Origin of the sequence: Plantactinospora soyae (assembly GCF_014874095.1) — a bacterium.
Lineage (GTDB): Bacteria > Actinomycetota > Actinomycetes > Mycobacteriales > Micromonosporaceae > Plantactinospora > Plantactinospora soyae.
Genome location: NZ_JADBEB010000001.1, coordinates 2,726,768 through 2,751,451, shown reverse-complemented (window position 1 = coordinate 2,751,451; position 24,684 = coordinate 2,726,768). Strand labels below are relative to the sequence as shown.

23 protein-coding genes and 1 pseudogene are annotated in these 24,684 nt (G+C 71.3%); 14 read left to right on the top strand and 10 right to left on the bottom strand.

Annotated elements, in window-relative coordinates:
- Positions 1–145: 145 nt before the first annotated feature.
- From H4W31_RS12320 to H4W31_RS12305, 4 genes are all read left to right on the top strand, one after another.
- Positions 146–970 (top strand): PaaX family transcriptional regulator, encoded by an 825-nt coding sequence (locus H4W31_RS12320; RefSeq protein ID WP_192766786.1) that lies wholly within the window; start codon positions 146–148, stop codon positions 968–970.
- Positions 967–1,755: an enoyl-CoA hydratase-related protein gene (locus H4W31_RS12315; RefSeq protein WP_192766785.1), complete on the top strand. Its 789-nt coding sequence runs from the start codon at positions 967–969 to the stop codon at positions 1,753–1,755. The genes H4W31_RS12320 and H4W31_RS12315 overlap by 4 nt, the downstream gene beginning before the upstream one ends.
- A 143-nt stretch (positions 1,756–1,898) precedes the next feature.
- Positions 1,899–3,200, top strand: a complete 1,302-nt coding sequence (locus H4W31_RS12310; protein WP_192766784.1) for a DUF1800 domain-containing protein — start codon at positions 1,899–1,901, stop codon at positions 3,198–3,200.
- 18 nt (positions 3,201–3,218) lie between these two features.
- The gene (locus H4W31_RS12305; RefSeq protein WP_192766783.1) at positions 3,219–4,469 is read left to right on the top strand and encodes a DUF1501 domain-containing protein; all 1,251 of its coding nucleotides are present in this window, start codon (positions 3,219–3,221) and stop codon (positions 4,467–4,469) included.
- 69 nt (positions 4,470–4,538) lie between these two features.
- On the opposite strand, the gene H4W31_RS12300 is transcribed toward H4W31_RS12305, so the two are convergent.
- The 5 genes and pseudogenes from H4W31_RS12300 to H4W31_RS12285 form a co-directional block, all read right to left on the bottom strand.
- A complete protein-coding gene (locus H4W31_RS12300; protein WP_192766782.1) occupies positions 4,539–5,135 on the bottom strand; it encodes a hypothetical protein in 597 nt (198 codons plus the stop codon).
- A gap of 152 nt (positions 5,136–5,287) precedes the next feature.
- Positions 5,288–5,878: a DNA-3-methyladenine glycosylase I gene (locus H4W31_RS12295; protein WP_192766781.1), complete on the bottom strand. Its 591-nt coding sequence runs from the start codon at positions 5,876–5,878 to the stop codon at positions 5,288–5,290.
- Between the two features lie 74 nt (positions 5,879–5,952).
- On the bottom strand, positions 5,953–6,423 hold the full coding sequence (locus tag H4W31_RS12290; RefSeq protein WP_192772042.1) for an SRPBCC family protein: 471 nt from the start codon (positions 6,421–6,423) through the stop codon (positions 5,953–5,955).
- A 266-nt stretch (positions 6,424–6,689) separates the two neighbouring features.
- The gene (locus H4W31_RS45010; RefSeq protein WP_450091421.1) at positions 6,690–6,986 is read right to left on the bottom strand and encodes a hypothetical protein; all 297 of its coding nucleotides are present in this window, start codon (positions 6,984–6,986) and stop codon (positions 6,690–6,692) included.
- 263 nt (positions 6,987–7,249) lie between these two features.
- A pseudogene (locus H4W31_RS12285) lies at positions 7,250–7,778 on the bottom strand (DivIVA domain-containing protein); the annotation flags it as partial.
- Between the two features lie 171 nt (positions 7,779–7,949).
- Here H4W31_RS12285 and folP point away from each other — a divergent pair.
- Entirely contained in the window at positions 7,950–8,819 is an 870-nt protein-coding gene (gene folP, locus H4W31_RS12280; protein WP_192766780.1) for a dihydropteroate synthase, read from the top strand.
- A 115-nt stretch (positions 8,820–8,934) separates the two neighbouring features.
- Here folP and ndhC read toward each other — a convergent pair whose 3' ends face one another.
- Positions 8,935–9,315 carry an NADH-quinone oxidoreductase subunit A gene (gene ndhC / locus H4W31_RS12275; protein WP_192766779.1) on the bottom strand — a complete coding sequence of 127 codons (381 nt, stop codon included), beginning with the start codon at positions 9,313–9,315 and terminating at the stop codon, positions 8,935–8,937.
- Positions 9,316–9,664: 349 nt separating this feature from the next.
- Here ndhC and H4W31_RS12270 point away from each other — a divergent pair, with 349 nt between their 5' ends.
- Both H4W31_RS12270 and H4W31_RS12265 read left to right on the top strand, forming a co-directional pair.
- Positions 9,665–11,512 carry a 2-oxoacid:acceptor oxidoreductase subunit alpha gene (locus tag H4W31_RS12270; protein WP_192766778.1) on the top strand — a complete coding sequence of 616 codons (1,848 nt, stop codon included), beginning with the start codon at positions 9,665–9,667 and terminating at the stop codon, positions 11,510–11,512.
- The gene (locus H4W31_RS12265; RefSeq protein WP_192766777.1) at positions 11,505–12,572 is read left to right on the top strand and encodes a 2-oxoacid:ferredoxin oxidoreductase subunit beta; all 1,068 of its coding nucleotides are present in this window, start codon (positions 11,505–11,507) and stop codon (positions 12,570–12,572) included. The genes H4W31_RS12270 and H4W31_RS12265 overlap by 8 nt, the downstream gene beginning before the upstream one ends.
- Positions 12,573–12,661: 89 nt before the next feature.
- Here the strand turns inward: H4W31_RS12265 and H4W31_RS12260 are convergent, their stop codons facing one another.
- Positions 12,662–13,708 (bottom strand): potassium channel family protein, encoded by a 1,047-nt coding sequence (locus H4W31_RS12260; RefSeq protein ID WP_192766776.1) that lies wholly within the window; start codon positions 13,706–13,708, stop codon positions 12,662–12,664.
- Between the two features lie 258 nt (positions 13,709–13,966).
- Here H4W31_RS12260 and H4W31_RS12255 point away from each other — a divergent pair, with 258 nt between their 5' ends.
- The 5 genes from H4W31_RS12255 (at position 13,967) to H4W31_RS12235 (ending at position 18,399) form a co-directional block, all read left to right on the top strand.
- Entirely contained in the window at positions 13,967–14,209 is a 243-nt protein-coding gene (locus H4W31_RS12255) for a hypothetical protein (RefSeq protein WP_192766775.1), read from the top strand.
- Between the two features lie 159 nt (positions 14,210–14,368).
- Positions 14,369–16,042 (top strand): glycoside hydrolase family 10 protein, encoded by a 1,674-nt coding sequence (locus H4W31_RS12250; protein WP_192766774.1) that lies wholly within the window; start codon positions 14,369–14,371, stop codon positions 16,040–16,042.
- Between the two features lie 214 nt (positions 16,043–16,256).
- The gene (locus H4W31_RS12245; protein ID WP_192766773.1) at positions 16,257–16,802 is read left to right on the top strand and encodes a phospholipase; all 546 of its coding nucleotides are present in this window, start codon (positions 16,257–16,259) and stop codon (positions 16,800–16,802) included.
- 620 nt (positions 16,803–17,422) lie between these two features.
- Entirely contained in the window at positions 17,423–18,220 is a 798-nt protein-coding gene (locus H4W31_RS12240) for a helix-turn-helix domain-containing protein (RefSeq protein ID WP_192766772.1), read from the top strand.
- Complete coding sequence (locus H4W31_RS12235) at positions 18,211–18,399, top strand: DUF397 domain-containing protein (RefSeq protein WP_192766771.1); 189 nt, start codon at positions 18,211–18,213, stop codon at positions 18,397–18,399. The genes H4W31_RS12240 and H4W31_RS12235 overlap by 10 nt, the downstream gene beginning before the upstream one ends.
- Before the next feature lie 235 nt (positions 18,400–18,634).
- Here H4W31_RS12235 and H4W31_RS12230 read toward each other — a convergent pair whose 3' ends face one another.
- From H4W31_RS12230 to H4W31_RS12220, 3 genes are all read right to left on the bottom strand, one after another.
- Positions 18,635–21,466 (bottom strand): adenylate/guanylate cyclase domain-containing protein, encoded by a 2,832-nt coding sequence (locus H4W31_RS12230; RefSeq protein ID WP_192766770.1) that lies wholly within the window; start codon positions 21,464–21,466, stop codon positions 18,635–18,637.
- A 197-nt stretch (positions 21,467–21,663) separates the two neighbouring features.
- Positions 21,664–21,882, bottom strand: a complete 219-nt coding sequence (locus H4W31_RS12225; RefSeq protein ID WP_192766769.1) for an FmdB family zinc ribbon protein — start codon at positions 21,880–21,882, stop codon at positions 21,664–21,666.
- Between the two features lie 169 nt (positions 21,883–22,051).
- Positions 22,052–22,612 carry a hypothetical protein gene (locus H4W31_RS12220; protein WP_192772822.1) on the bottom strand — a complete coding sequence of 187 codons (561 nt, stop codon included), beginning with the start codon at positions 22,610–22,612 and terminating at the stop codon, positions 22,052–22,054.
- 34 nt (positions 22,613–22,646) lie between these two features.
- On the opposite strand from H4W31_RS12220, the gene H4W31_RS44195 reads away from it, so the two are divergent.
- A complete protein-coding gene (locus H4W31_RS44195) occupies positions 22,647–23,576 on the top strand; it encodes a lytic transglycosylase domain-containing protein (protein WP_404825580.1) in 930 nt (309 codons plus the stop codon).
- Positions 23,577–23,648: 72 nt separating this feature from the next.
- A complete protein-coding gene (locus H4W31_RS12210) occupies positions 23,649–24,671 on the top strand; it encodes a GNAT family N-acetyltransferase (RefSeq protein WP_192772040.1) in 1,023 nt (340 codons plus the stop codon).
- Positions 24,672–24,684 lie beyond the last annotated feature (13 nt).

Here is a 24,684-nt window from a genome sequence, read left to right as displayed (position 1 = left end):
CATCCATTTGGTCAGCATCACCGCGCTCAAGGCCGCGGTGCCGACCAACGATTTTCCCTGATGAACACCGCCGGACCCAAACCGAACCAGCACTGATGTAACAGCATCTAGCATATCTTGAGAAGGGGTGTCACAATGTGCGGTCATGCAGGCACGGTCGGCACTCTTCGACCTGTATGGCGACTACCTCCGTTCCCGGGGCGGTCGCGCACCGGTTTCCGCGCTGGTCAAACTACTCTCCCCGCTGGGGATCGCCGCACCGGCGGTCCGTACGGCGGTTTCGCGGATGGTTCGTCAGGGTTGGCTGCACCCGCTCCGACTCAACTCTGGACCCGGTTATCTGCTCACTCCAAGAGCCGCCAGGAGATTGGACGAGGCCGCCGCCAGAATCTACCGAACCACCAAAATCGGATGGGACGGGCGGTTCGACCTCATCGTGCTCGAAGCAGCGACAAATCGGCGCGACCGCCAGCGCCTCGCCGCCAACCTGAGCTACCTGGGTTACGGCATGCTCGACGAGCAGAACTGGGTCGCCACCCGCGCCGGTGAGGACGTGGACGGCCTGCTCAGCGAGGCCGGAGTGCGGTACGAACGGTTCACCGCCGCCCACACCGCCGGTACGCCCGGGGCGATGGGAGTGGTCCGGCGGGCCTGGGATCTCGACGAGATCGGCAACGCGTACCAGGATTTCGTCTCCGGCCAGCGCCCGCTGCTCGCCTCGGTGACCGTACGCAGCTGCGACGAAGACGCGTACGCCGCCCGGTTCAGGCTGGTGCACGCATGGCGTACCTTCCTCTTCCGGGACCCGCAACTGCCCCCTGCGCTGCTGCCCGAGCGGTGGCCGGGGACCAGCGCGGCGGCGTTCTTCGACCGGCACGCCGCCCGGCTGCGCCCGGCCGCCGACCGATTCGTCGAGCAGTGCCTCGACAGCTCCAGCCGGATCGCCCGACAGAAGGGTCCACGACCGTGACCGAATCGTTGCTCATCGACCGCTCCGATTCGGTGGTGACGCTGACCCTCAACCGTCCCGCCGCGATGAACTCGCTTGACGTGCCGCTGAAGGAGGCGCTCCGCGACACCCTCGCCGAGCTGGAGCAGGACCGGTCCTGCCGGGCGGTGGTGCTCGCCGGCGCCGGGGCGGCCTTCTGCGCCGGCCAGGACCTCCGGGAGCACGCCGCGACGCTGGAGGCGGGCAACACCGATCCCCTGGGTACCGTCCGGGCCCACTACAACCCGATCGCGGCCCGGCTGGCCAGCCTGCCCAAGCCGGTGATCGCGGCGGTACGCGGAATGGCAGCCGGAGCCGGCGCCTCGCTGGCCTTCCTCGCCGACTTCCGGATCGGCGGTCCCGGTACCAGCTTCCTGCTCGCCTTCGCCAAGGTCGGCCTGGCCGGCGACACCGGCGCGTCCTGGTCGCTGCCCCGACTCGTCGGCCACGCCAAGGCGGTCGAGCTGCTGATGCTCGCCGAACCGGTCGGCGCCGACGAGGCACACCGGCTCGGCCTGCTCAACCGGCTGGTCGACGACGAACTGGTGCTCTCCACCGCGCAGGAGCTGGCCGCCCGGCTCGCGGCCGGGCCGACGGTGGCGTACGGGGCGATCAAGCGGCAGCTCTCGGTCGGCGACGCGGGGACCCTGTCGGAGGCGCTGGCCGCCGAGGCGCAGGCGCAGGCGATCTGTGGCGCCACCGCCGACCACCGGGCCGCCACCGCCGCCTTCGTGGCCAAGCGCCGGCCGGCGTTCGAGGGCCGCTGACCCGCCGCCCCGACCCCGCCGAGGGCGGCCGGGGCCGAGACAGACCCGCCCCGACCCCGCCGCCCTCGCCGGAACCGAGGCAGATACCCGTCCCGATCCTGATCTTTACGAGTCTCGTACATCGATGTCCTATGGTTCGGCACATGGTCGATCGGGACGCTGTCGCACACCTGCTGCGCCGCGCCACCTTCGGGCCCACGGCCGCCGAGGTGGACGCGGCCGAACGGGACGGGGTGGCGGCGACGCTGGACAGATTGCTCTCCCCCACCGGGCGGGACGCGGGTGCGGCGGCCACCCCGGTACCCCGGCTGGGCGCCGATCCCTTTGCCGCACTCGACAAGAAGCCCAGCCGGGAGCAGCGGCAGCAGGCCCAGCGGGAGCGGGCCGAACAGGCCCGTCGGCTGGCCGACTGGTGGCTGGACCGGATGGTCGCCGCCGACCACCAACTCCCCGAGAAGCTCGTCTTCTTCTGGCACGGACACTGGGCGACCAGCGTCCGCAAGGTGAAGTCCGCCCAGCTCATGCTGGGCCAGCTCGACACCTTCCGGGCCCACGGCAGGGGCGGGTTCGAGGCGCTCGTCCGGGCGATGGTCCGGGACCCCGCCCTGATCCTGTGGCTGGACGGCCAGAAGAACACCCGCGCCGCCCCGAACGAGAACCTGGCCCGGGAGCTGATGGAGCTGTTCACCCTCGGCATCGGCAACTACACCGAGGCGGACGTGAAGGCCGGGGCGCGGGCGCTGACCGGCTGGCAGGTCGACCGGAACGCGGCGAAGGCCAGATTCGTGCCCCGGAGGCACGATTCCGGCGAGAAGACGATCCTCGGGCAGACCGCGGCGTTCGACGCCGACTCGTACGCCCGGCTGCTGGCCGGCCGCCCCGAGGCCGGTGCCTTCGTCGCGGCCCGGCTCTGGTTCCGGTTCGCCAGCAGGGACACCGCACCGCCGCAGTCGTTGGCCGCCACCGGCGACACCACCGGAACACTGCGGGCGATCTTCACCGCCCCGGCCTTCGCGCAGACCCGTAACCAACTGGTCAAACAGCCGGTGGAGTGGATCGTCGGCGCAATGCGCCAGCTCGGGATCCGGCCCGGCCGGCTGGCCGAGAAGGAACGCAAGGAGCTGTCCAACCGGCTGGCCGGGATGGACCAGGTGCCGCTGCGCCCGCCGAGTGTCGGCGGCTGGCCGGCCGGCGAGTCCTGGCTGACCACCTCCTCGTTGCAGGCCCGGATGCGCCTGGCCACGCTGCTCGCCGGGGCGGCGGCACCGACCGTCGTCCAGGGACTCTCCGCCGCGCCGAGCGCCGGACGCCCGGACGCGCTGGCCCGGCTGCTCGTGGTGGACCGCTGGACCGCACGTACCCGTACCGCCCTGACCGCACTGGCCGAGGACCCGGAGCGACTGCTCGCCGCCGGGTTGATCAGCCCCGAGTACACCGTCTGCTGACCGGGAGGCGACGAACGAATGGACATCCTGACCCGGCGCAAGTTCCTGATCGCTAGTGGCGTCACGGGAGCCGGCGCGCTCGCGGCCGGCGCCACGGCGTACGGCCTGTCCGACCTGTTCGACACGGCCGGTGACCGCGACCAGGACAGCCGTACGCTGGTGCTGGTCACCCTGTACGGCGGCAACGACGGCCTCAACACCGTCGTCCCGTACGCCGATCCGGCGTACCACGACGCCCGCCCCGAGTTGGCGTACTCGGCCGAGGAGGTCAAGCGGCTCGACGACCAGGTCGGGTTGAACCCGGCGCTGACCGGACTGCACGGGCTGTTCACCGCCGGCCGGCTCGCCATCGTCCGAGGTGTCGGCTATCCGACACCCGACCGCAGTCACTTCCGCTCGATGGACATCTGGCAGACCGCCCGGCCCGACCGTCCCGAGCGCACCGGTTGGCTCGGCCGGTGGCTGGACGGAGCGGGCGGGGATCCCCGGCTCGCGGTCTCCTTCGAGCCGACCCTGCCGCCGCTGCTGGCCGGTGCCCGCAGCGCCGGAGCGGCCGTACCGGTCACCGGGCGGCAGGCCCGCCACCCGCTCGGCGACAAGACACTGGCCTCGCTCGCGGCGGCGGAGCCCGGCGAGCCGGCCGGCCAGGCCCGGGCGGCGGCCTGCTTCGCCGACCTGCGTGCCGTGGACACGATGATCACCGAGGTACGCGAGGCCGCGGCGGCCGAGGAGGCCGAGAACGCCGACGCCGAGGAGGCGCCGGCGGCGACCGCGACCGGCGGTGCGCGCAGCTCGCTCCAGGCCCAACTGGACCTGGTCGCGCAGTGCGTCGAGGTGGGCGTGTCGAGCCGGGTCTTCTCGGTCTCACTGGGCGGCTTCGACACCCACGCGGACGAGAAGCAGCTCCAGGCCGTGCTGCTCGGTCAGGTCGACAAGGCGCTGTCCGGCTTCCTCGACCGGATGGGCAGCACCGAGGCCGGCCGCAAGGTGGTGGTGGCGGTGTACTCGGAGTTCGGCCGGCGGGTCCGGGCCAACGCCTCGGACGGTACCGACCACGGCACCGCCTCGGACGTCTTCCTGCTCGGCGCGGGGGTGCGCGGCGGCCTCTACGGCGAAGCGCCGAACCTGACCGAGCTGGACGACGGCGACCTGCGCTTCACCACCGACTTCCGGGACGTCTACGCGACGCTGCTCGAACGGGTGCTCGACACCGATCCGGGCCAGGTGCTGGGCCGGTGGCCCGGCCGGTTGCCCGACGTCCTGACCTGACCGGGCCGCCACCAGCAGCCGGCCTGGTCGGTCGCACTCGGGCGACCGGCCAGGCCGGCGGAACACCGCTCAGTCTTCCTCTTCGGGATCCTGGTTGGCCTCGACGCCGAGCACGAACGCCTGCATCGCGAGTTCGTCGTCGACCGGGGCGACGAAGGCGGGCAGCTCCCGTGGCCCCAGCTCCTGCACGTACGCCCAGAACAGCCGGACCGCCTCGGCCGAGGTCGTCGCCTCGATCGGCATGTCCAGGCTGACCAGCCACTTCCGGCGATCGGGCGCGGGCCCGACCCGTCCGGCCAGCTCGTGGTAGACCGCCGGGTCGATCCGGGTCACCGGGCCGTCGAGGGCGAGCTGGTCGGCCGGCACCGGCGCGTCGAACACCTGCCGGGTGTACGTCACCGCCAGCGCGGTGCCCTCCTCCGGCCCCGACTGCGGATCGTCCGGGTCCGGCTCCTCGATCCCGCCGGTCGCCACCACCCTGCCGAGCGCCACCACGGAGGGCGGCTGCTCGTCGCGTACCACCAGCACCGGGTCGCCGGGGCCGGGCCGGTCCCCACCGCCCAGGCCGGTCAGCTCCAGGGTGTCGTGGTGGAACAGCCGCTCCGCCTCGTAACGCTCGCCGGGGATGACCACCGCCCACGCGCCGGCCAGAACCGTCTCGCTCATGGTCACCTCGCCGCGCCCGGCGCCGTCAGAAGCCGCTCAGCCCTGCGCCGGCCGATCCGCTCGCTCATGCCGGCACTCCGCCACGCTCCGGCCCGCCCTGCGGCTCCCGCCCGCCGAGCCGGCCGGTCCGCTCATCCCACTGCCTCATCCGGTTATCCCATCACGGCGGCGGCCGGCCGTTTCACGTGGCAACCGTCGAGATGGTCGTCCACCATTCCGGTGGCCTGCATCAGCGCGTACGCGGTAGTGGGTCCGACGAAACGGAAACCGCGCTTCTTGAGCGCCTTCGCCATCGCGGTCGACTCGGCGGTGATGGCCGGCACCGAGGCGAAGGACCCGGGCCGGGTCGCCCGGGCGTCGGGGGCGAAGGACCAGAGCAGCGTCGCCAGTCCGTCCGGCAGGTCCAGGGCGGCCCGGGCGTTGGCGATCGCCGCTTCGATCTTGGCCCGGTTCCGTACGATCCCGACGTCGCCCATCAGCCGGGCAATGTCCGTTTCGTCGTACCGGGCGACGGTCTCCAGCCGGAACCCGTGGAAGGCGCTCCGGAACGCGGGGCGTTTCCGCAGGATGGTCAGCCAGGAGAGCCCCGACTGGAACGCCTCCAGACTCAGGCGCTCGTAGAGGGCGTCGTCGCCGTGCAGCGGCCGGCCCCACTCCTCGTCGTGGTAGGCGGCGTAGTCGGGCGTGCTCGCGCCCCAGCCGCAGCGGGCCAGGCCGTCGACGCCGGTCACCAGATCAGTCACGGCACCAACGGTAGGTCAGGCGCCCGACAACCTGCCGCCGACCAGGTGCCCGGGCCGGGGGCGGTGGAACCGGATCAGGGCAGCCGGCCCTGCTCCACGAGTCGGGCGAACCGCTTCAGCGCCTGGCTGAGACCGACCTTGGAGCCGGGCCAGAGCACCGGCCAGGCCAGCCGGGCGGCCGGCCCACCGGGCAGGTGGAACCACTCGTGCCAGACCACCTGGGTACGGTCCCGGTCCATCTGGGTACAGCGCAGCACCCCGGGACCGCGCAACAGGCGTCCGCAGTGCACCACCCGCACCTCGTACGGCGGGTCCATCCGGACTACCCGCATCTCGTCGCGGAGCACGGCCGGCCCGACCGTGGTGACCGCCTCGACGAGGCTGCCCTCACCCCCGTCGCCCTCGACCAGCCGGACCCGGGTGAACGGAATCCAGTCGCCCTGGCGCTCCCAGGCGGTCAGGGCGGCGAACACCCGGGGTGCCGGGGCGGCGACGATGACGGTCGCGGTGACCTCTCCGGCACCCGGCTGGGCCGCCGCCCGCAGTCCCTCCGCGCCGTCCGGGTCCGGGTCGACAGGTTGATCCGGGCCGACAGGTTGATCCGGGCCGTGGTTCGGATGCCGGCCGTCGCCGGAGCCCGAACCGTCACCGGGCCCCGAACGACCGCCCGGACCCGAACCACCGCCCGGACCCGAACCACCGCCCGGACCCGAACCACCGCCCGGACCCGAACCACGGCCGGGACCCGATCCGTTCGCCTCCGGACCACGCCGGCTTCCCGGGCCGCCCGGGCCGCTGGGGCCGGTCGCGGTCACTTGCGCTCCGACTGCTCCGGCGGTCCGCTCGGCTCCGCCGGGTCGGAGGCCCGCATCGGTCGTCGTACCTTCGTCGTCACAGCTTCCTCGTCCTCGGCCCCGTCCTCGGCCGTCGTCCCGGCCCGCTCCGTCGGCCCGGCCGCCGGCACGGGTCGGGTCAGCACCGTCGCGGTGTCGTCGTCGGCCTCGGCGGCCGGCCCGGTCGGTGCCGTCCCCGTCTCCGCCGGCCCGGCGGCGCCCGGTCGCACCACCTGGGTCTGCGCCGCCAGGTCGCCGTCCTCGGTCTCGATCACCGATCCGCCGGCCCGGACCGGTCGGGTCGGCGCCGCCGGGTCGGCGTCGTCGTCCGACCGCTCGTCCCCGGCCCGCTCGGCCGCCCCGGTACGGGACACCGCCCCGCCCTGATCGGCCGGTTCGACCCGATCCGTTCCGGCGCGGTCGGTTCCGGCGCGGTCGGTTCCGGCGCGGTCGGCTGGCGACCGGTCGAACTGGACGCGCTCGAATTCGAGCGGGCCGGGTGCGACAGGGCTGGCCCCGGCGGCGACGGCGGCGGCCGGGCCGGCGGTGGTCGTGCCACTGGAGGCTGGAGTGCTGGAGGCCGTGGTGCTGGGGGCCGCCGGATCGCCCCACGGGGAACCGCTGGTCAGCCCGTTGCCCACCGGTCCGGGTTCCGTTCCGAGGGCCGGGGCGCCGGTGGCCGGACCACCGGCGGACACGCCAGCCGGTGCGAGGGCGGCTTCCCGGGCCCGGCGTAGCGCCTCGGCGTCGGGGACCCGTCCCTCGCGCAGCGCCGTGACCTCCGCCTGGAGGACCCCGATCAGCTCGTCCTTGTAGCCGATGTCGTACGCCGCCCGGCGCAGCGCCTGGTCGACCTGCCCCATCCGGTAGCCCCGGACGGCCGTGTCGAACCGGACCTGCCCGACGTCGGTTTCCAGTAACGGCCGGTTGCCGGGCAGTGGCACCGCCCGACCATCGGGCTCCGCGGTCCCCAGCCCTGGATCAGAGCCGGTAACCAGCACCGTTACGCCGAAGACCACCGCCGCGACGGTCAACGCCACGACCAAGAGGAGCAGAACCTGACCCATCCGCCGATGGTGGCATGGCGAGGCGGGCAGGGCGACCCCGCCACCCCGCTGAATCTTCGCCGGACGTGAACCCGGCCCACTCCCCGGGGACATCGACGAGCCGCCCTGACCGGTACGACGGAACACCGCCGACTAGCGTCAGCAGCGCGGGCGACTCGACAGGAGGACCGGATGGCGAACGCGCTTCGGCTGGGGCGACGCACGTTCGCGCCCGGGGAACTCGCCGTGATGGCGATCGTGAACCGCACTCCGGACTCGTTCTTCGATCGCGGCATGACCTTCGCCGCCGACAGTGCGCTGCGGGCCGTCGAGCGCGCCGTGGCCGAGGGTGCGGAGATCATCGACATCGGCGGGGTGAAGGCGGGACCGGGAAACGAGGTCGACGTACCGGAGGAGATCCGCCGGACCGTGGGCACCATCGCCGCGGTCCGGGCCGCCTTTCCCGACGTGGTGATCTCGATCGACACCTGGCGGGCCGAGGTCGCGGTCGAGGCGATCGCCGCCGGAGCGGACCTGCTCAACGACACCTGGTCCGGCGCCGACCCGGCGCTCGCCGAGGTCGCCGCGGCCACCGGGGTGGGTCTGGTCTGCTCGCACACCGGCGGGCTGAGTCCGCGTACCCGCCCGCACCGGGCGGCGTTCGACGACGTGGTGGCGGACGTCGCCCGGACCGTCACCGGGCTCGCCGACCGAGCCGTCCGGCTCGGGGTACGCCCCGACGGCATCCTGATCGACCCCGCGCACGACTTCGGCAAGAACACCCGGCACTCCCTGGAGATCACCCGGCGCCTGGCCGAGCTCTCCGACACCGGCTGGCCCGTACTGGTGGCCCTGTCCAACAAGGACTTCATCGGGGAGACCCTGGACCTGCCGGTCGACCAGCGGCTGGAGGGCACCCTCGCGGCGACCGCGCTGTCTGCCTGGCTGGGCGCCCAGGTGTTCCGGGCCCACCAGGTCGGGCCGACCCGGCGCCTGCTGGACATGGTCGCGTCGATCCGGGGTGACCGCCCGCCGGCCGTGTCCCGGCGCGGGCTGGCCTGACCGTCGCTCGATCAGCACAGTCGGTCGCTCAGGTCGCCGTCACCAGGTCAGGACACCGTCAGCGGGTCAGGTAGGCGTCATCGGGTGAGGACACCGTCACCGGGTCAGGTCGGCGTCACTGGGTCCAGCGGAGGATGTTCTTGCGCCAGGCGTAGAGGATGCCCAGGGCGAGCACCCCGACGAAGATGGCCATCTCGACGACCGTGGTGACGCCGAACCCGGGCCGGTCGTAGACCACCGCCCAGGGGAAGAGGAAGACCGCCTCGACCGCGAAGAGGACGTAGAGGTAGGCGTAGACGTAGTAGCGGATCTGCATCTGCGCCCAGTCGCTGCCGACCGGGTCGAGTCCGCACTCGTAGCTGGTCCGCTTGCCGACCGGCTCGGCGGGGTGGGCCGGCCGGAGCACCCGGTTGGCCGAGAACGCCCCGACGAAGACCAGTACGCTGGCGAGCAGCAGCAGCCCCAGCGTCGCGTACGACCCCAGGTATCCGGTCATGTCCGGCAGCTTACCGGCCGTCGGGGCCGCGTCGGGCTCCCGTAGATTCCCGGTCCAGTTTCCGCCCCGCAGAATTCGGCGTCCGAAATTCGGTGATCTGGATAACGACAGAGGTTTCCGGGTGGGGCGAAAGCACGCTAATACTCCCATCAGAGCGTCCCATACGACGGACCTTGGGGAAGGATCACCTAACGATCGACGTAGGCTCTGCAATGAAGGACTGGAGCGGGCCGGCCCCTCACCACCGCCAACCCGCCACCGGCGCTCAAGGAGGACACGTGGCCGAGCAAGGCGAGGTCACCCCTGAGCTCAGCCTGTCCCACCGGGCTGAGCGAAGCGAGGTGCAGCTGTGAGCAAGCAGGTCCAACAACTGGATCGGGTGGTCATCCGGTTCGCCGGGGACTCCGGCGACGGTATGCAGCTCACCGGCGACCGATTCACCTCGGAAACCGCGCAACTGGGCAACGACATCTCGACGTTACCCAACTTCCCCGCGGAGATCCGCGCCCCTGCCGGCACCCTGCCCGGGGTGTCGAGCTTCCAGGTGCACTTCGCGGACTACGACATCCTGACCCCCGGCGACGCGCCGAACGTCCTGGTCGCGATGAATCCGGCCGCGCTGAAGGCCAACCTGGCCGACCTGCCCCGTGGCGCGGACATCATCGTGAACACCGACGAGTTCACCAAGCGCAACCTCGCCAAGGTCGGTTACCAGGTCAGTCCGCTCGAGGACGGCTCGCTGGACGCCTACGCCCTGCACCCGGTCGCGCTCACCTCGATGACCGTGGGCGCGCTGGCCGAGCACGCCGTCTCGAAGAAGGACGCCGAGCGGGCGAAGAACATGTTCGCGCTCGGGCTGCTCTCCTGGATGTACTCCCGGCCGTACGCCTCGACGCTCCGGTTCCTCGAACGCAAGTTCGCGGCCCGGCCGGAGTTGGTGGCGGCGAACACGGCGGCGTTCAAGGCGGGCTGGAACTTCGGCGAGACCACCGAGGACTTCGGAGTCCGGTACGAGGTCAAGCCGGCCAAGATGAACCCGGGCACCTACCGGAACATCACCGGCAACGCCGCGCTCTCGCTGGGCCTGGTCGCCGCCGGGGTCCGGTCGGGGCTGCCGGTGTTCCTCGGCGCCTATCCGATCACCCCGGCCTCGGACATCCTGCACGAGCTGAGCAAGCACAAGCGGTTCGGCGTCACCACGATGCAGGCCGAGGATGAGATCGCGGCCATCGGTGCGGCACTCGGGGCGTCGTACGGCGGGGCGCTCGGCGTCACCACCACCTCCGGTCCCGGTGTCGCGTTGAAGGGTGAGACGATCTCCCTCGCCGTGGCGCTGGAGCTGCCGCTGGTGATCGTCGACGTGCAGCGGGCCGGGCCGTCCACCGGCATGCCGACCAAGACCGAGCAGGCCGACCTCAACATGGCGCTGTTCGGCCGGCACGGCGAGGCTCCGATCGCGGTGATCGCCCCACGCTCACCGTCGGACTGCTTCTTCGCGGCCCTCGAAGCCGCCCGGATCGCGTTGACCCACCGGACCCCGGTGATCCTGCTCTCCGACAACTACGTGGCCAACGGCTCCGAGCCGTGGCTGCTGCCGGACGTGGACTCGCTGCCGGACCTGCGGGTCGAGTTCGCGACCGAGCCGAACGGCGAGGACGGCAAGACCTTCCTGCCGTACCTGCGCGACCCGGCGACGCTCGCCCGGCCGTGGGCGATCCCCGGCACGCCGGGGCTGGAGCACCGGATCGGCGGTCTGGAGAAGGCCGACAAGACCGGTGACATCTCGTACGACCCGGCGAACCACGACTTCATGGTCCGGACCCGGGCGGCCCGGATCGAGGCGATCGAGGTGCCGGACGTCGAGGTGGAGGATCCGGACTCGGACGCCCGGGTGCTGGTGCTCGGCTGGGGGTCGACGTACGGCCCGATCGGCGCGGCCTGTCGTGGGCTGCGCCAGCGGGGCCTGCCGGTGGCCCAGGCGCACCTGCGGCACCTGGCTCCGCTGCCGGCCAACCTCGGCGAGGTGCTGGGCCGCTACGAGCGGGTGGTGATCCCGGAGATGAACCTCGGTCAGCTGGCCCACGTGATCCGGGCCCGCTACCTGATCGACGCGATCTCCTACAACCAGGTCCGAGGGCTGCCGTTCACCTCCACCGAGCTGGAGACCATGCTGGAAGAGGTAGTCAAGAATGCCTGAGGCGACGAATTCCGGTGGCGGCGCGACCGCGACGCCCGTAGCCCTCAAGCTGACCACGAAGGACTTCAAGTCCGACCAGGAGGTCCGCTGGTGCCCCGGCTGCGGCGACTACGCGATCCTGGCCGCGGTCCAGTCGTTCATGCCGGAGTTGCAGATTCCCCGGGAGCGGACGGTCTTCGTCTCCGGCATCGGCTGCTCGTCCCGGTTCCCGTACTACATGAACACGTACGGGATGCACTCGATCCACGGCCGGGCGCCGGCGATCGCCACCGGGCTGTCGGTGTCCCGTCCGGACCTGTCGGTCTGGGTGGTGACCGGTGACGGCGACGCGCTGTCGATCGGTGGCAACCACCTGATCCACGCGCTGCGCCGGAACGTCAACCTCAAGATCCTGCTCTTCAACAACCGGATCTACGGGCTGACCAAGGGGCAGTACTCTCCGACGTCCGAAATCGGCAAGGTCACCAAGTCGACCCCGGTCGGCTCGGCGGACTCGCCGTTCAACCCGCTCTCCCTGGCCCTGGGCGCCGAGGCGACCTTCGTGGCCCGGACCATCGACTCGGACCGCAAGCACCTGCAGTCGGTGCTCCGCGCCGCCGCCGAGCACGAGGGGTCGGCGTTCGTGGAGATCTACCAGAACTGCAACATCTTCAACGACGGCGCGTTCGACGAGTTGAAGGACGCGGGCACCCGGGACGACTACCTGATCCGGTTGCAGCACGGCGAGCCGATCACGTTCGGCAAGGACGGCCAGTTCTGTGTCGTACACCCGCCGGGCGCGTTCGGGCTGGAGGTCCGGGAGACGGCAGCCGTACCGGCGGACGAGATCGTCGTGCACGACGCGACGGTGGACGAGCCGGCGTACGCCTTCGCGCTCTCCCGGCTGCCCGGGTTCGCCCTGCGGAACACCCCGATCGGGATCTTCCGGGACGTGCGGCGGCCCTCCTACGACAGCGTCGTCCAGAGCCAGGTCTCCTCGGCCCGGGCCAAGGCCACCGGTACGCCGGAGGAGCAGCTCGCCGGCCTGCTGAGCAGCGGAGACACCTGGACGATTCTCTGACGGCCCGTCCGTCGACCCGCTCGACCGAAGCCCCACCGAACCCGCTGACCGGCACCCGCCGGTCAGCGGTTCTTCTTTGGTGTCCTCGGTCAGCGGTTCTGGTCGGAACCCCGGTCCGCGTTCCGGTCGGTGTTCCCGTTGCTGGGCCGGTCGTCCCGGACGTACACCAGCATGTCGCCGGTCTCGATGGCGGTAGCGGCCTGATCCGCCAGCGATACCACCTTGCCGCGCCGGACCAGGGCGATGACCAGCGCCTCCAACTTCCGTGGCGAGACGCCGACCTCGTCCCGGCTGGCCGAGCGCATGGCCAGCGCCATGCCCTGCCCCGGGGTCAGCAGGTCCTCCACCACGTCGATCAGCGGTGGGGCGGAGGTGGAGACGCCGAGGAGCCGACCGGCGGTCGCGGACGAGACGATGACGTGGTGCGCCCCGCTCTGCCGCAGCAGCGGGGCGTTCTCCGCCTCCCGGGCGGCGGCGATGATCCTGACCTGCCCGGCGGTGAGCTGACGTACGGTCAGGGTCACCAGCACCGAGACCTCGTCGCTGTCGGTCGCGATGATCACGGACTTCGCGTTCTTGACGTGTGCCTCGTTCAGCACCGACGACCGGGTGGCGTTCCCCTCCACCACCACCAGTCCGGCCGAGGTGGCCTGTCGGACCGCCGCGGAACCGCGTTCGACGACGATGATCCGCTGCTTGTCGTAGCCGGTTTCGAGCAGTGCGGAGATGGCGCTACGGCCCTTGGTGCCGTAGCCGCAGATGATGACGTGGTCCTTCACGGTCCTCCTCCACCGCGTCAAGCGGAGGCTGGTGCGGTACTGCTCGGTCAGGACTTCCAGGGTGGTGCCGACCAGGATGATCAGGAACAGCACCCGGGCCGGGGTGACGACCAGCACGTTGATCAGCCGGGCGCCTCTGGTGATCGGCGTGATGTCGCCGTACCCGGTGGTCGAGAGGGAGACCACCGAGTAGTAGAAGGAGTCGAGCAGGGTCAGCCCGTCCTCGTTGACGTCACGGTAGCCGTCCCGGTCGACGTAGACCACGGTGACGATCAGCAGCACGAGACCGAGCGCCGCGCCCAGCCGGACGCTCAACGCCCGCAGTGGCCCCCGGCGTACGGCGGGAAAGTGGATCACGACGCACCCTGCCTCATCGCTGCCCCCGCCCGCACGCCCACAACATAGCCCGGATCTTTCCACCGGGTCCGCCCTCGTCCGGGATCGGGTCCCATCGGAGCGGCGCGGCTTGCCGGCTTGCCATGCATACGGATGAAATTTTGGTTAGATGGATTGCGCTGGGTACTGCTGAATATGCACTCTGTGACGTCAGATGCGGTCGGACCCGGCCGATCCCCCGTGCCCACCACCACATCTCCCACGCCGCCTGGAGGTGCCGTGACCACGCTGCCCGCAGTTCCCGACCTGGTCATCGGGACAGTACTTCAGCTCGACAAGGAAGACTGGCGCTACGGCGGTCGTCCCCTCCGGTTGCGGGTCGAGCGGGTCCTGCACGACATCTCGCACTACTACCAGGACGAGTGGGTCTGGATCGTCGGTGAGCAGCTCGACCACGAGGGGGCGGCGCAGGGCCGGATCGAGGCGTTGGTTCGGGTCACGGCGCTGCGGGGGCGCGATTGATGGTCGTACGTCGTCCGTCCATGGTCCATTGAGGGCTTGCGCGCGGCGCGAGCGGTGTGAAAATTTCCTTCCAGCGGTATAAACGCATCGGCACAAACCGCCGAGGACGCGGCCGCCGTGCCCACCCGTCACGGGGAGCCCAACGAAGGGACGCACCGCATGAAGTTATATCGGCTCAGAGCCGCCGGGCTGGCCGTCGCGCTGCTCGGCTCGCTCGCCGCCGTCGCCGCGCCCGCGACCGCGACCGCCGCGCCAATAGCTGACACCGCCACCGCACCCGCATCCACCGGCACCGCAGGCTGCGCCACCGACGCCGCGACACCCAAGCGGCAGCTCCGGGCCATGTGGATCGCCAGCGTGGTCAACATCGACTGGCCGACCAAGGCGTCCCAGACCGCGCCGGACCGGATCGCCGCGCAGAAGGCCGAGTACGCCGGCTGGCTCGACCTGGCCGAGCGGCTCAACCACAACGCGGTGATCGTGCAGGTCCGGCCGACCGCCGACGCGTTCTGGCCGTCCCCGCACGAGCCGTGGTCGGAGTACCTGACCGGGGTACGCGGGCAGGACCCGGGCTGGGACCCGCTGGCGTACCTGGTCACCGAGGCGCACAAGCGCAACCTCGAATTCCACGCCTGGTTCAACCCGTACCGGATCTCCATGCCGGACGGCGCCGGCCCCGACGTCGACAAGCTCGCCCCGGGGCACCCGGCCCGGACCAACCCGGGCTGGGCCGTCCCCTACCCGGTCAACGCGGCCGGCTCGCGGCTCTACTACAACCCGGGCATCCCCGAGGTACGCCAGTTCGTCCAGACCGCCATGCTGGACGCGGTCAAGCGGTACGACATCGACGGCGTCCACTTCGACGACTACTTCTACCCGTACCCGGCGGCCGGGCAGGACTTCGCCGACCAGGCCACCTTCGAGCGGTACGGCGCCGACTTCGCCAGCAAGGCGGACTGGCGGCGGAACAACATCGACCTGCTGGTGCGGGAGATGGGCCAGCGGATCAAGGTGGTCAAGCCGTGGGTGAAGTTCGGGGTCAGCCCGTTCGGCATCTGGCGTAACGCCGCGGCCGACCCGCTCGGCTCGGAGACGAACGGCACCCAGTCGTACGACGCCAACTTCGCCGACACCCGCAAGTGGGTCAAGGAGGAGTGGGTCGACTACATCGTGCCGCAGGTCTACTGGAACATCGGGTTCACCGTGGCCGACTACGCCAAGCTGGTGCCCTGGTGGTCGGAGGTGGTGGCCGGTACCCGGGTGCAGCTCTACGTCGGGCAGGCCGACTACAAGATCGGCGACCCGGCCCAGCCGGCGCCCTGGCAGGACCCCGCCGAGATGTCGCGGCACCTGACCTTCAACCGGGACCACCCGCAGGTGGCGGGGAACGTGCACTTCAGCGCAGTCCAGGTCCGGGCCAACCGGCTCGGTGCCACCGACGTCTACGCCGCCGCCCACTACTCCCGGCCGGCCCTGATCCCGACCATGCCACACCTGCCGGCAAAGCCCCTGCTCTTCCCGGTGCTGACCGGCGCCGCCCGGCAGAACGACGGCGTCAAGCTGCGCTGGTGGCAGCCGGCCGACGGGCTCGGACCGTTCGGCGCCGCGACGTCGTACGCGATCTACCGGTTCGACGGGCTGAGCCTGCCCGGATCGTGTGGTTTCGCCGACGCCGGCCACCTGGTCGGCACCGTCCGGTCGACCGGCAGATCGACACAGTCCTACCTCGACGAGACGGCCGAGCCCGGCCGGCGGTACAGCTACTACGTCACCGCGCTGGACCGGCTGGCCAACGAGAGCCAGCCCAGCCCACCGTGGTTCGTAACGCGCTGACCTGCGCTGATCTGGACTGACGGGCGAATGCTCCGGGGCCGCTACCCCGGAGCATTCGCCTGTTCTGGCGCCTGCCTACGAAAATAAAGGTTGCGTAGAGATCGTTGGGTGACGATTCCTCCAGACTGTCATGTATCCAGATCACCCGATCGGTGACAGTCGGTCCCGCCCCGGGCGCCCTCATGAGGGACGCCCTCGTACCCGGAGGTAGTTCATGCCCCGTCGCCTGCTCACCGCCCTGGCGGCCGGTACGTTCGCCGTACTGGCAATCCTCGGTTCCGCCTCGCCCGCCGCCGCCGCCGTCACCCCGGAGCAGAAGCTCGCCGTTCTGTCGAGCTGGACCCAGACCAGCGCCGGCAGCTACAACGCCTGGAACTCGGCCCGGACCAACCAGGGTGCCTGGGCCGACTACGCGTTCAACTGGACCACCGACTACTGCTCGTCGAGCCCGGACAACCCGCTCGGATTCGACTTCGAACTTTCCTGCTACCGGCACGACTTCGGGTACCGCAACTACAAGGCGGTCAGCCAGTTCGACCCGAACAAGGCCCGACTGGACAGCGCCTTCTACGAGGACCTGCGACGGTCCTGCGCGACGTACAACGTGTTCGTCCGGCCGGCCTGCAACAGCCTGGCGTGGACCTACTACCAGGCCGTACGGGTGTTCGGGTCCGTGATCATCTCGCAGTCCGACCTGGACAAGGCGGCGGAGCTCAAGGCCGACGGCGAGCGCCGGGCGGCGGCAGCGGCGGCTCGCTGATCTCCGTACCGCGACCCTGAATTGCTTGGGACCGGCGCCGGTTGCCGTCGGCGCCGGTCCCAAGCGGGTTACGGGTAATGTCGAGGCGCGGTTTCCGCCCGGCCGGAGGTGACCGGTTCGACCCGGGCCGGAAGTTGACCGGTGGAGTCGTCCCAGGCGTACCGCTGGTTCCTGGACCGCAGGCGGGTCGGCCGGTCGGGGGCCACCTGCGGGTCGGCGGGCCGGGCCTGCGGAGACGGCGGCGGGATCGGCGCCAGCGCCGCCACGGCCTCCCAGTCGGGGCACCCCCACCGGAGACCGCACCGGCAGTACCGCCACAGTCGGCGCCAGTCCCGGCGATGTCGTTCCGGCGTATGTCGTAGCCAGCTCATTTCGCGACCCCCTCTTCGCCACGTGATCTGGGAAGCGGGGGGCCGCCCGCGTGGTGCCCGCCCCGGGCGGTCCCCCCAGCGGTTCCGCCCGTCCCACTCGACCCCGAGCGGTTCCGCTGATGACAGTCTTGTGTGGAGGCATTTAATGTCGCTAGAGATCCGGCCTGTTTGCGCAGTTCGAAACTCCGTTGTGCGTAGTCGCGAGTGGGCTGGGGAGTTGCTGGCACATTTCGAGTGGAGGACGCGTAGATGGGCGCTGCGGTGGACCTTCTGGTCGAGGAGTTGATCGAGGCACGAACATCCCGGTCCATGACCCAAGAGGAGTGGGCGCACAGAGTCAGGTTTTCTCCGACGCACGTCAGCTCGGTGGAAACGCGGCACCGACCACCTACCGGCGACTACGTCGCCGCCGTGGACAAGGCGTTCCAGACCGGTGGGGCGTACACCCGACTATTGGTGAAACTCGCCAGTTTCGATACCGCGCCAATCTGGCTGCGCGACTGGCTTGAGATCGAACGGGAAGCGGTGCTGCTGCGCTGGTTCGAGCCGGCGTACGTGCCGGGGCTGTTGCAGACCGAGGCGTACGCCCGGGCGACCCTGGCCGGTGGCCGGTTCACCGCCGAGGAGATCGACCGGCACGTCGCCTCGCGGCTGGCCCGGCAGGCGATCCTCAACCAGGAGGTACCCCCGCAGCTCATCTCGGTCATCGACGAGGCGGTGCTGCACCGGCCGGTGCCCGATCAGGCCGGCCTGATGCGGGAGCAGGTCGAGCGGATCATCGAGTTCGCCGCACTGGACCACATCCAGGTGCAGGTGGTTCCGGCGACCACAGGCATGTATCTCGGGCTGGCTGGGCAGTTCATCATCGCGGAGATGCCGGACGACAAACGCGTCGGATATGCCGACAACCAGCTCAAAGCTCAGATAGTGGACGAGGCGGGCGAAATTGCTAGACTAGCCCGAATGTGGGAGGTCGTACGCAATCACGCCCTTCCGGTCAAACAGTCACTCGAGCTGATCAAGGAAGTGTCAAGGATATGGACCTAAGCGGTGCCAGCTGGCGCAAGTCGACCCGCTCCGGCGGTAACGGCGGCGCGTGCCTAGAGGTGGCGGACAACCTGTCGGACGTGGTCGGAGTCCGGGACAGCAAGGATCCCGGCGGCCCCGTCCTCACGTTCGACACCCAGGCGTGGCGCTCGTTCGTCGGCCTCGCCAAGCAACACTGATTACCGCTACTCCGATGCTCCCGTACCCCCCGGGGTACGGGAGCATCGCCGTCTGGCGACCCGGTCGCCCGAATGGCAGATGTCGCTGTTGTCATCACGTGCGTCGGCCGGGAATTGACCCGAACGGTGCGAAGCGCGGAGCGCTCCCGGTATCGGACGACGGTCTTATCAAGATCAGATATCGGTGCCGGATCCCGATGGAAACGAAATTCGGCGACACTTCCGCAGGAATGTCCTACCCGCCTTCGTGTGGAGCGTCGAGCGGCTCCCGTGGACGAGGACGCGGAGCCGGTGTCTCGACGTTGGCGAACCGGATCGAACCGTCGGCCAGATCGGGATGGTCGACCTCCAGGGCCACCGCCGCCGCCTCTTCGAGGGTCAGTTCCGCACCGGTGGCGTACGCCGTGTCGAAGGCCGTGTCGCCCATCACCGCCCGCAGCGCCGACTGCTCCTGGATCCAGTACGCCCCGAAGGTGCCGGGAGTGCAGCGCATCGCCGAGCGGGTCAACTGGGCCGCGCCGAACAGCCGGGCCGCCGCCCTCGGATCCCCGCCGCCCGCGCAGCGCACCGCGATCGCGTTCACCGTGTCGCAGGCGCGAGCGAGATAGCCGTAACTCATCCGCGACCGCAGGGCGACCACCAGGTGGTCGTGCGCGGCGACCAGGTCACCCCGGGCCAACGCCACCATGCCGAGGAGCATGTCGACGGAGCGCTTGCCCCGATCGGTCGGCCGGGCCGCCTCCACCGGCCGGGCCCCGCCGAGCAGGTCGGCCGCCTCGTCCAACGCCCCCCGGCGCCACAGCAGTTCGGCCAGGCTGTAGACGGCGAGCAGCGCCTCGCCGGCGACGTTCTCCGCTTCGGCCCGGGCGATCACCTCCCGGCACACCCGCTCGGCCTCGTGGAACCGTCCCATGTCGATCAGCGGCGCGGCCCGACCGGCGAGGACCCGGACGAGCAGGCCGATGTCGCCGGCCTGCCGGGCAGCGGACTCCGCCCGCTGCGAGAAGCGCAGCTCCTCGGCGAACTCACCGTCCGCGCCGGCATGCTGCGAGTGCATGTGGTACGCCGCCGCGACTTCCGCCTCCGGAATCTGCTCGCCGGTCTCGGCGATCCGACCGTAGAGGCGGAACAGCCACAACCGCCCCTCCCGGGCGAGCCCCCGCTCCCGCCACCACTCGTCCAGTCCACTGGCCAGTTGCAGCCCCTGTCGGGCGCTGCCTCCGGTGACCGTCCAGCGCAGCCCGGCCCGCATCTCGTCGGCGAGCGGGTCCAGCGCGTACAGGGAGAGGGTCACCGGCCGGTCGTCCGGACCGAGGTGGGCCCGCTGCAACGCGTGCAGGCCCCACGCGACGTGCCGGTCCCGGGCGGTCTGTTCCTCTCCCGCGTCGACCAGCCGGCGGGCCGCGTACGCCCGGATCGGGTCGAGCATCCGGTACGTGCTGCCGGAGACGTTCGGCTCGGCCTGGATCATCGACTTGTCGACCAGTACCGACAGCGGATCGAGCGGGTCGTCGTCGAGCAGCCACTCCACCGTCGCCAGGTCCACCGGGCCGGAGAAGACCGCAAGCCAGCGCAGCAGCCGAGCCGCCCGGGGCCCGAGGGTGCGGTACGACCAGGTCACCGTCGCCTGCATCGTCACGTGCCGTTGGGTCGCCGACCGCTGGACGGCCCGAGCCCCCGGCGGTGGCGCCACGCCCCGGGCCGCCGCCGCCAGGTCGACCGTGTCCTGCTGGTTGGCGACCCAACTCCGGCCCGCCGCCGGGGTGGGCTCGACGTCGTCACGCCCCGCGTCCAGCGCGCCGAGCACGTCGTCCAGCCGTTCCGCGAGCTGACTGGCGGAGAGCACCCGCAGCCGGGCGGCGGCCAGTTCGATCGCCAGCGGCAGCCCGTCCAGTCGGGTCACCACCCGTTGCAGATCGGCCGACTCGGCCGGGCCGGCCCGACGCCCACCCCGGGCGGCGGCGGTACGGTCGAGCAGCAGCGTGACCGCCTCGCTCGGGCCACCCCCGGGTGCCGGATCGACCGACAGTGGCGGGATCCGCCAGATCACCTCGCCGGGCAGGCCGAGCGACTCGCGGCTGGTGGCCAGCACCCGTACGCCGCTGCCGCCGGCGAGCAGCCGCGAGATCACGTCGGCACAGGCGGCCGGCTGGGCGTCGCAGGTGTCCAGCACCACCAGCATCCGTCGGGACGCGGCGAACTCCACCAGGGTCTCCAGCATCGGCCGGCCGGGCTCCGGTCGCAGCCCGAGCACCGCGGCGACCGCGAAGGCGACCAGACCCGGGTCGGTCACCGTGGCGATGTCGACGAACCAGACGCCGTCCGGGTAGGACTCGACCACGCCGCCGGCCAGCTCCACCGCCAGCCGGGTCTTTCCGGCCCCGCCGGCCCCGACCACGGTGACCAGCCGGTGGTCGTCGATCAGCCGGTCGAGTTCGGCCCGCTCCACCTTCCGGCCCACGAACGAGGTGACCTGGGTCGGCAGGTTGTGCGGAATGGCGTCGGCGGTCCGGGGGCGGGGGAACTGACGCTCCAGCCCCGGGGCGATCAGTTGGAAGAGCCGCTCCCGGTCGTCGAAGCCGCGTAACCGGTGCAGCCCGAGGTCGAGCAGGGACGCCCCGGGCGGCAGTGGTGCGGCGTACCGGGCGGTCGCTCCGGAGCAGAGCACCTGGCCGCCGTGCGCGGCGGCGGCGATCCGGGCGGCCCGGTGCACCTCGGCGCTGGCGTACTCCCCGGCGAGTGGTTCGGCGTGGCCGGTGTGCAGGCCCATCCGTACCCGTGGGGTGGCCTCCGGGGTGGGCCACTCGTGGCTGTTCAGCGCCCGTTGGGCGGCCAGCGAGGCGTCCAGCGCGGCCGACGCGTCGGCGAACGCGACGAAGAACGAATCACCCTCGGTGAAGAGTTCCGTTCCGTCACTGGCGGCCAGCGTCGCCCGCAGCAGGCGCCGGTGCTCGCTGAGCACCGGGCGGTAGCCGGAACCGAGCATCTGGGCCAGTCGCGTGGAGCCCTCGATGTCGGTGAACATGAATGTCACCAGCCCGCTCGGCAGGTGGATCCGTGCTGACATGCCTGGAACCTCCCGCCCCCTGGAAGTCGCGTTCATGCTGCCGCATATTCATGCTCTGGCCCATCGTAGGAACGGACGGGCGACGCCGTACCAAGGTGCTAACCGGGGACTGTGCCACGAAACCGACATCACGGTCGTGAGTCGTCCTCACCGTCCGGTAGGGAGGGGGCCCGGGCCCGGACGGTCGACCGGCGGGGTCAGCAGCCGCAACCGCCGCCGCAGCAGCCGCCGCCCGTGGGGGCGGTCGGAGCCGCGCCCGCCGAGCCACCACGGCCGGTCATCGCGACCGTCGACAGTAGCTTGACCGTGTCGTCGTGTCCGTGCGGGCAGGACGCCGGGGCCGAAGCCTCGGCCATCGGCCGGTTGATCTCGAAGGTGTCGCCGCAGGCGCGGCAACGGAACTCGTACCGGGGCATGTGAACAGCGTACGGCCAGACCTGACGTTCTCCGGCCGATGGGTAATACTCGACGGGTGGCGGACCGCGAGGAGACATCGACGACTCGACCCCTGAGGCCTGCCGTGCCCTTCTACGACGGGCCGTTGGCCAGCTCGGGCGCCGCCCCCGATCCGGAGCCCGCTCCTGATCAGGCGCCCGCAACCGTGCCCCGGCCCCGGGCCGGATCCGAGCCGGTCTCCGGTTCCGCGCCGGAGTCCGCCGCGACCACCGGACCGGAATCCGCGGCGGCATCGTCACCGGCGACCGTCGAGATTCCGACCGGCGAGCCCTCGACCACCAAAGCCGGCCCGGCCGCCGCCGGACACGAGTCGGTGGCCGCCGCCACGGCCGAGACACCGGCTGCCACCACTCCGACCGCCGAGGCCGCCGCCACTACCGCCACTACCTCCGCTGCCGGTGACGCGGCCACCACGACCTCCGCTGCCGCCACCGAGACGGCCGCCACGACCTCCTCCGCTGCCTCCCCCGCCGCCTCCGTCGCCGCCGATGCCTCGACCGGGACCGGGAGCGGCGGGCCGGCGACGGCACCGGTCCCCCGGGCGGAAGCGAAGCCGACGACCGGGCCGGACGCGAAGTCGACCGCCGAGCCGGGTGCGGCGGCGAGCACCGCCCCGGAGACGAAGCCGGCGACCGAACCGGGCGCGAAGCCGGCGACCGGGCCGGACGGAAAACCGGCCGACACGGTCATCGACCTCGATGTGCCGGCCGTGGGGCAGGCCGGGGTGAACCGCCGGATCCGAGTACGGTTCGCACACGCGGTGCACCACTGGCCGTCGCCCCGGACGACCGCACGGTCGGTACGGGCCTGGTCCCGGCGCCCCAGTGGCCGGCTCACCCTCCCCGCGCTGCTGCTGTTCGCCCTGGTCGCGGCGACCGCTGCGGCGGGCGCCTTCCTGATTCCGGCGACCGCGCGGGCCCCCCGGGCGGTCGAGGCGACGGCCACGTCGAGCACCCCGCTGCCCGAGCTGGGCGGGCCCGGATTCACCGCCAACCCCGGCGGCCTGCCCTCGGGCCTGCCGAACATGCCGCCGCTGGGCACCCCGACCGTGCCGGTGCCCCCCTGGAACGCGGTCGGCGGGCGCCCGTCCGACGTTCTGGCCGGCTGGGCGAGTCAGGTGGGCAGCCGGGTCGGCGTCCCGGCGGTGGCCATGCAGGCGTACGGCTACGCCGAAATGCGCCTCGGCCAGTCGATGCCCGGTTGCGCACTGCGCTGGACCACGCTGGCCGCGATCGGAAGGGTCGAATCCGGCCACGGAAGTGCCAACGGGGCCGTCCTGGGGGCGAACGGGGTGGCGGCTCCGGAGATCATCGGACTGCCGCTGGACGGCAACGGCGGCCGAATGCGGATCATGGATACCGAGGACGGCCGGCTCGACGACGACGCCACGTACGACCGAGCGGTCGGTCCGATGCAGTTCATCCCCACCACCTGGGCCCAGGACGGGGCCGACGCCGACGGCGACGGCGTGGAGAACCCGCACAGCATCGACGACGCGGCCTTGGCTGCCGGTAACTATCTGTGCAAGGGCGGCCGCAACCTGTCGGTCGCCTCGGACTGGTGGAACGCCATCCTTTCCTACAATGACGTGCGGCCATATGCCCAATCCGTCTTCGACACGGCCAACAAGTACGGCACGGACAGCAGAACTTAGCGTAATGGCCCCGGTACATTGAAGAACTGGGCACTTTCGCCAGGCTGCGGTTAACGGCAAGCTAGACGGGTGATGGTGCGCGAGTGGGATCCCCGGACCGCCCCGGCCGCCGAGATCGAGTCGTTCCTGGACGCGATCAACGCGGTTTTCGCGGCCGACCTTCCGGAGGATCCGCAGTGGGAGAACGGGCTGCTCCGGGAATACCTCTGCGAGGTGATGCCCGGCGAGCGCCGCATCTCCTGGGTCGTCCAGGAGGACCCCTCGGCCGACGGGCAGCCGGGCCGCATCCTCGGGCACATCCACGTACTGCTGCTGGGTGACATCGGCGTGCTGGAGGTGATGGTGCATCCGGCCGCCCGACGCCAGGGCCTGGGCCGCAAGCTGATCGCCACGGCGGCCCGGCGGACGTACCAGGAGGGCTTCCGGCTGATGGGCGTCGAGGTCATCGGCCGTACTCCGGCGGTGGCCTTCTACGAGAGCCTCGGCTTCGCCCAGGAGTACGTCGAGGCGCGCAGCGTCCTACGGCTGTCCACGGTGGACTGGGATGCCCTCGGCGACATGGCCCAGGGCATCGGCACGGGCTACCGGCTGGAGTTCTGCCCGGGTGGGCCGCCGGACGACCTGATCGAGGCGTACGCGATGGCCAAGGCCGAGGTACGGGACGTCGACGACGGCGACCTGGACCTGCGCCCGAGTTCGTACGATCCGCAGCGGTTGCGGGACAGCCTCGGGTGCCTGCACCGGCGGGGGATGAAGCCGTACATCGTGATGGCGATCGAGGAGAAGACCGGTGTCGTCGCCGGCCTGACCGAGGTCGTCGTGCCGGCCCAGCACCCGACCCGCGCCGACCAGTACGACACCATCGTCGGCCAGGAGCACCGGGGCTACGGCATCGACCGGGCGATGAAGGCCCGGATGCTCTTCGAACTGCGCTCGGCCGAGCCGAAGCTCTCCGAGGTGCAGACCTGGAACGCCCTGGCCAACGAGCCGATGCGGGCGGTCAACGCCGACCTCGGGTTCCAGGACGACCGGGAGTGGTACGAGTACGGCGTGGACGTGGCCGAGCTGGTGCACCGGCTCGACGCCTCCGGCTGAGCCCACCGCCGCC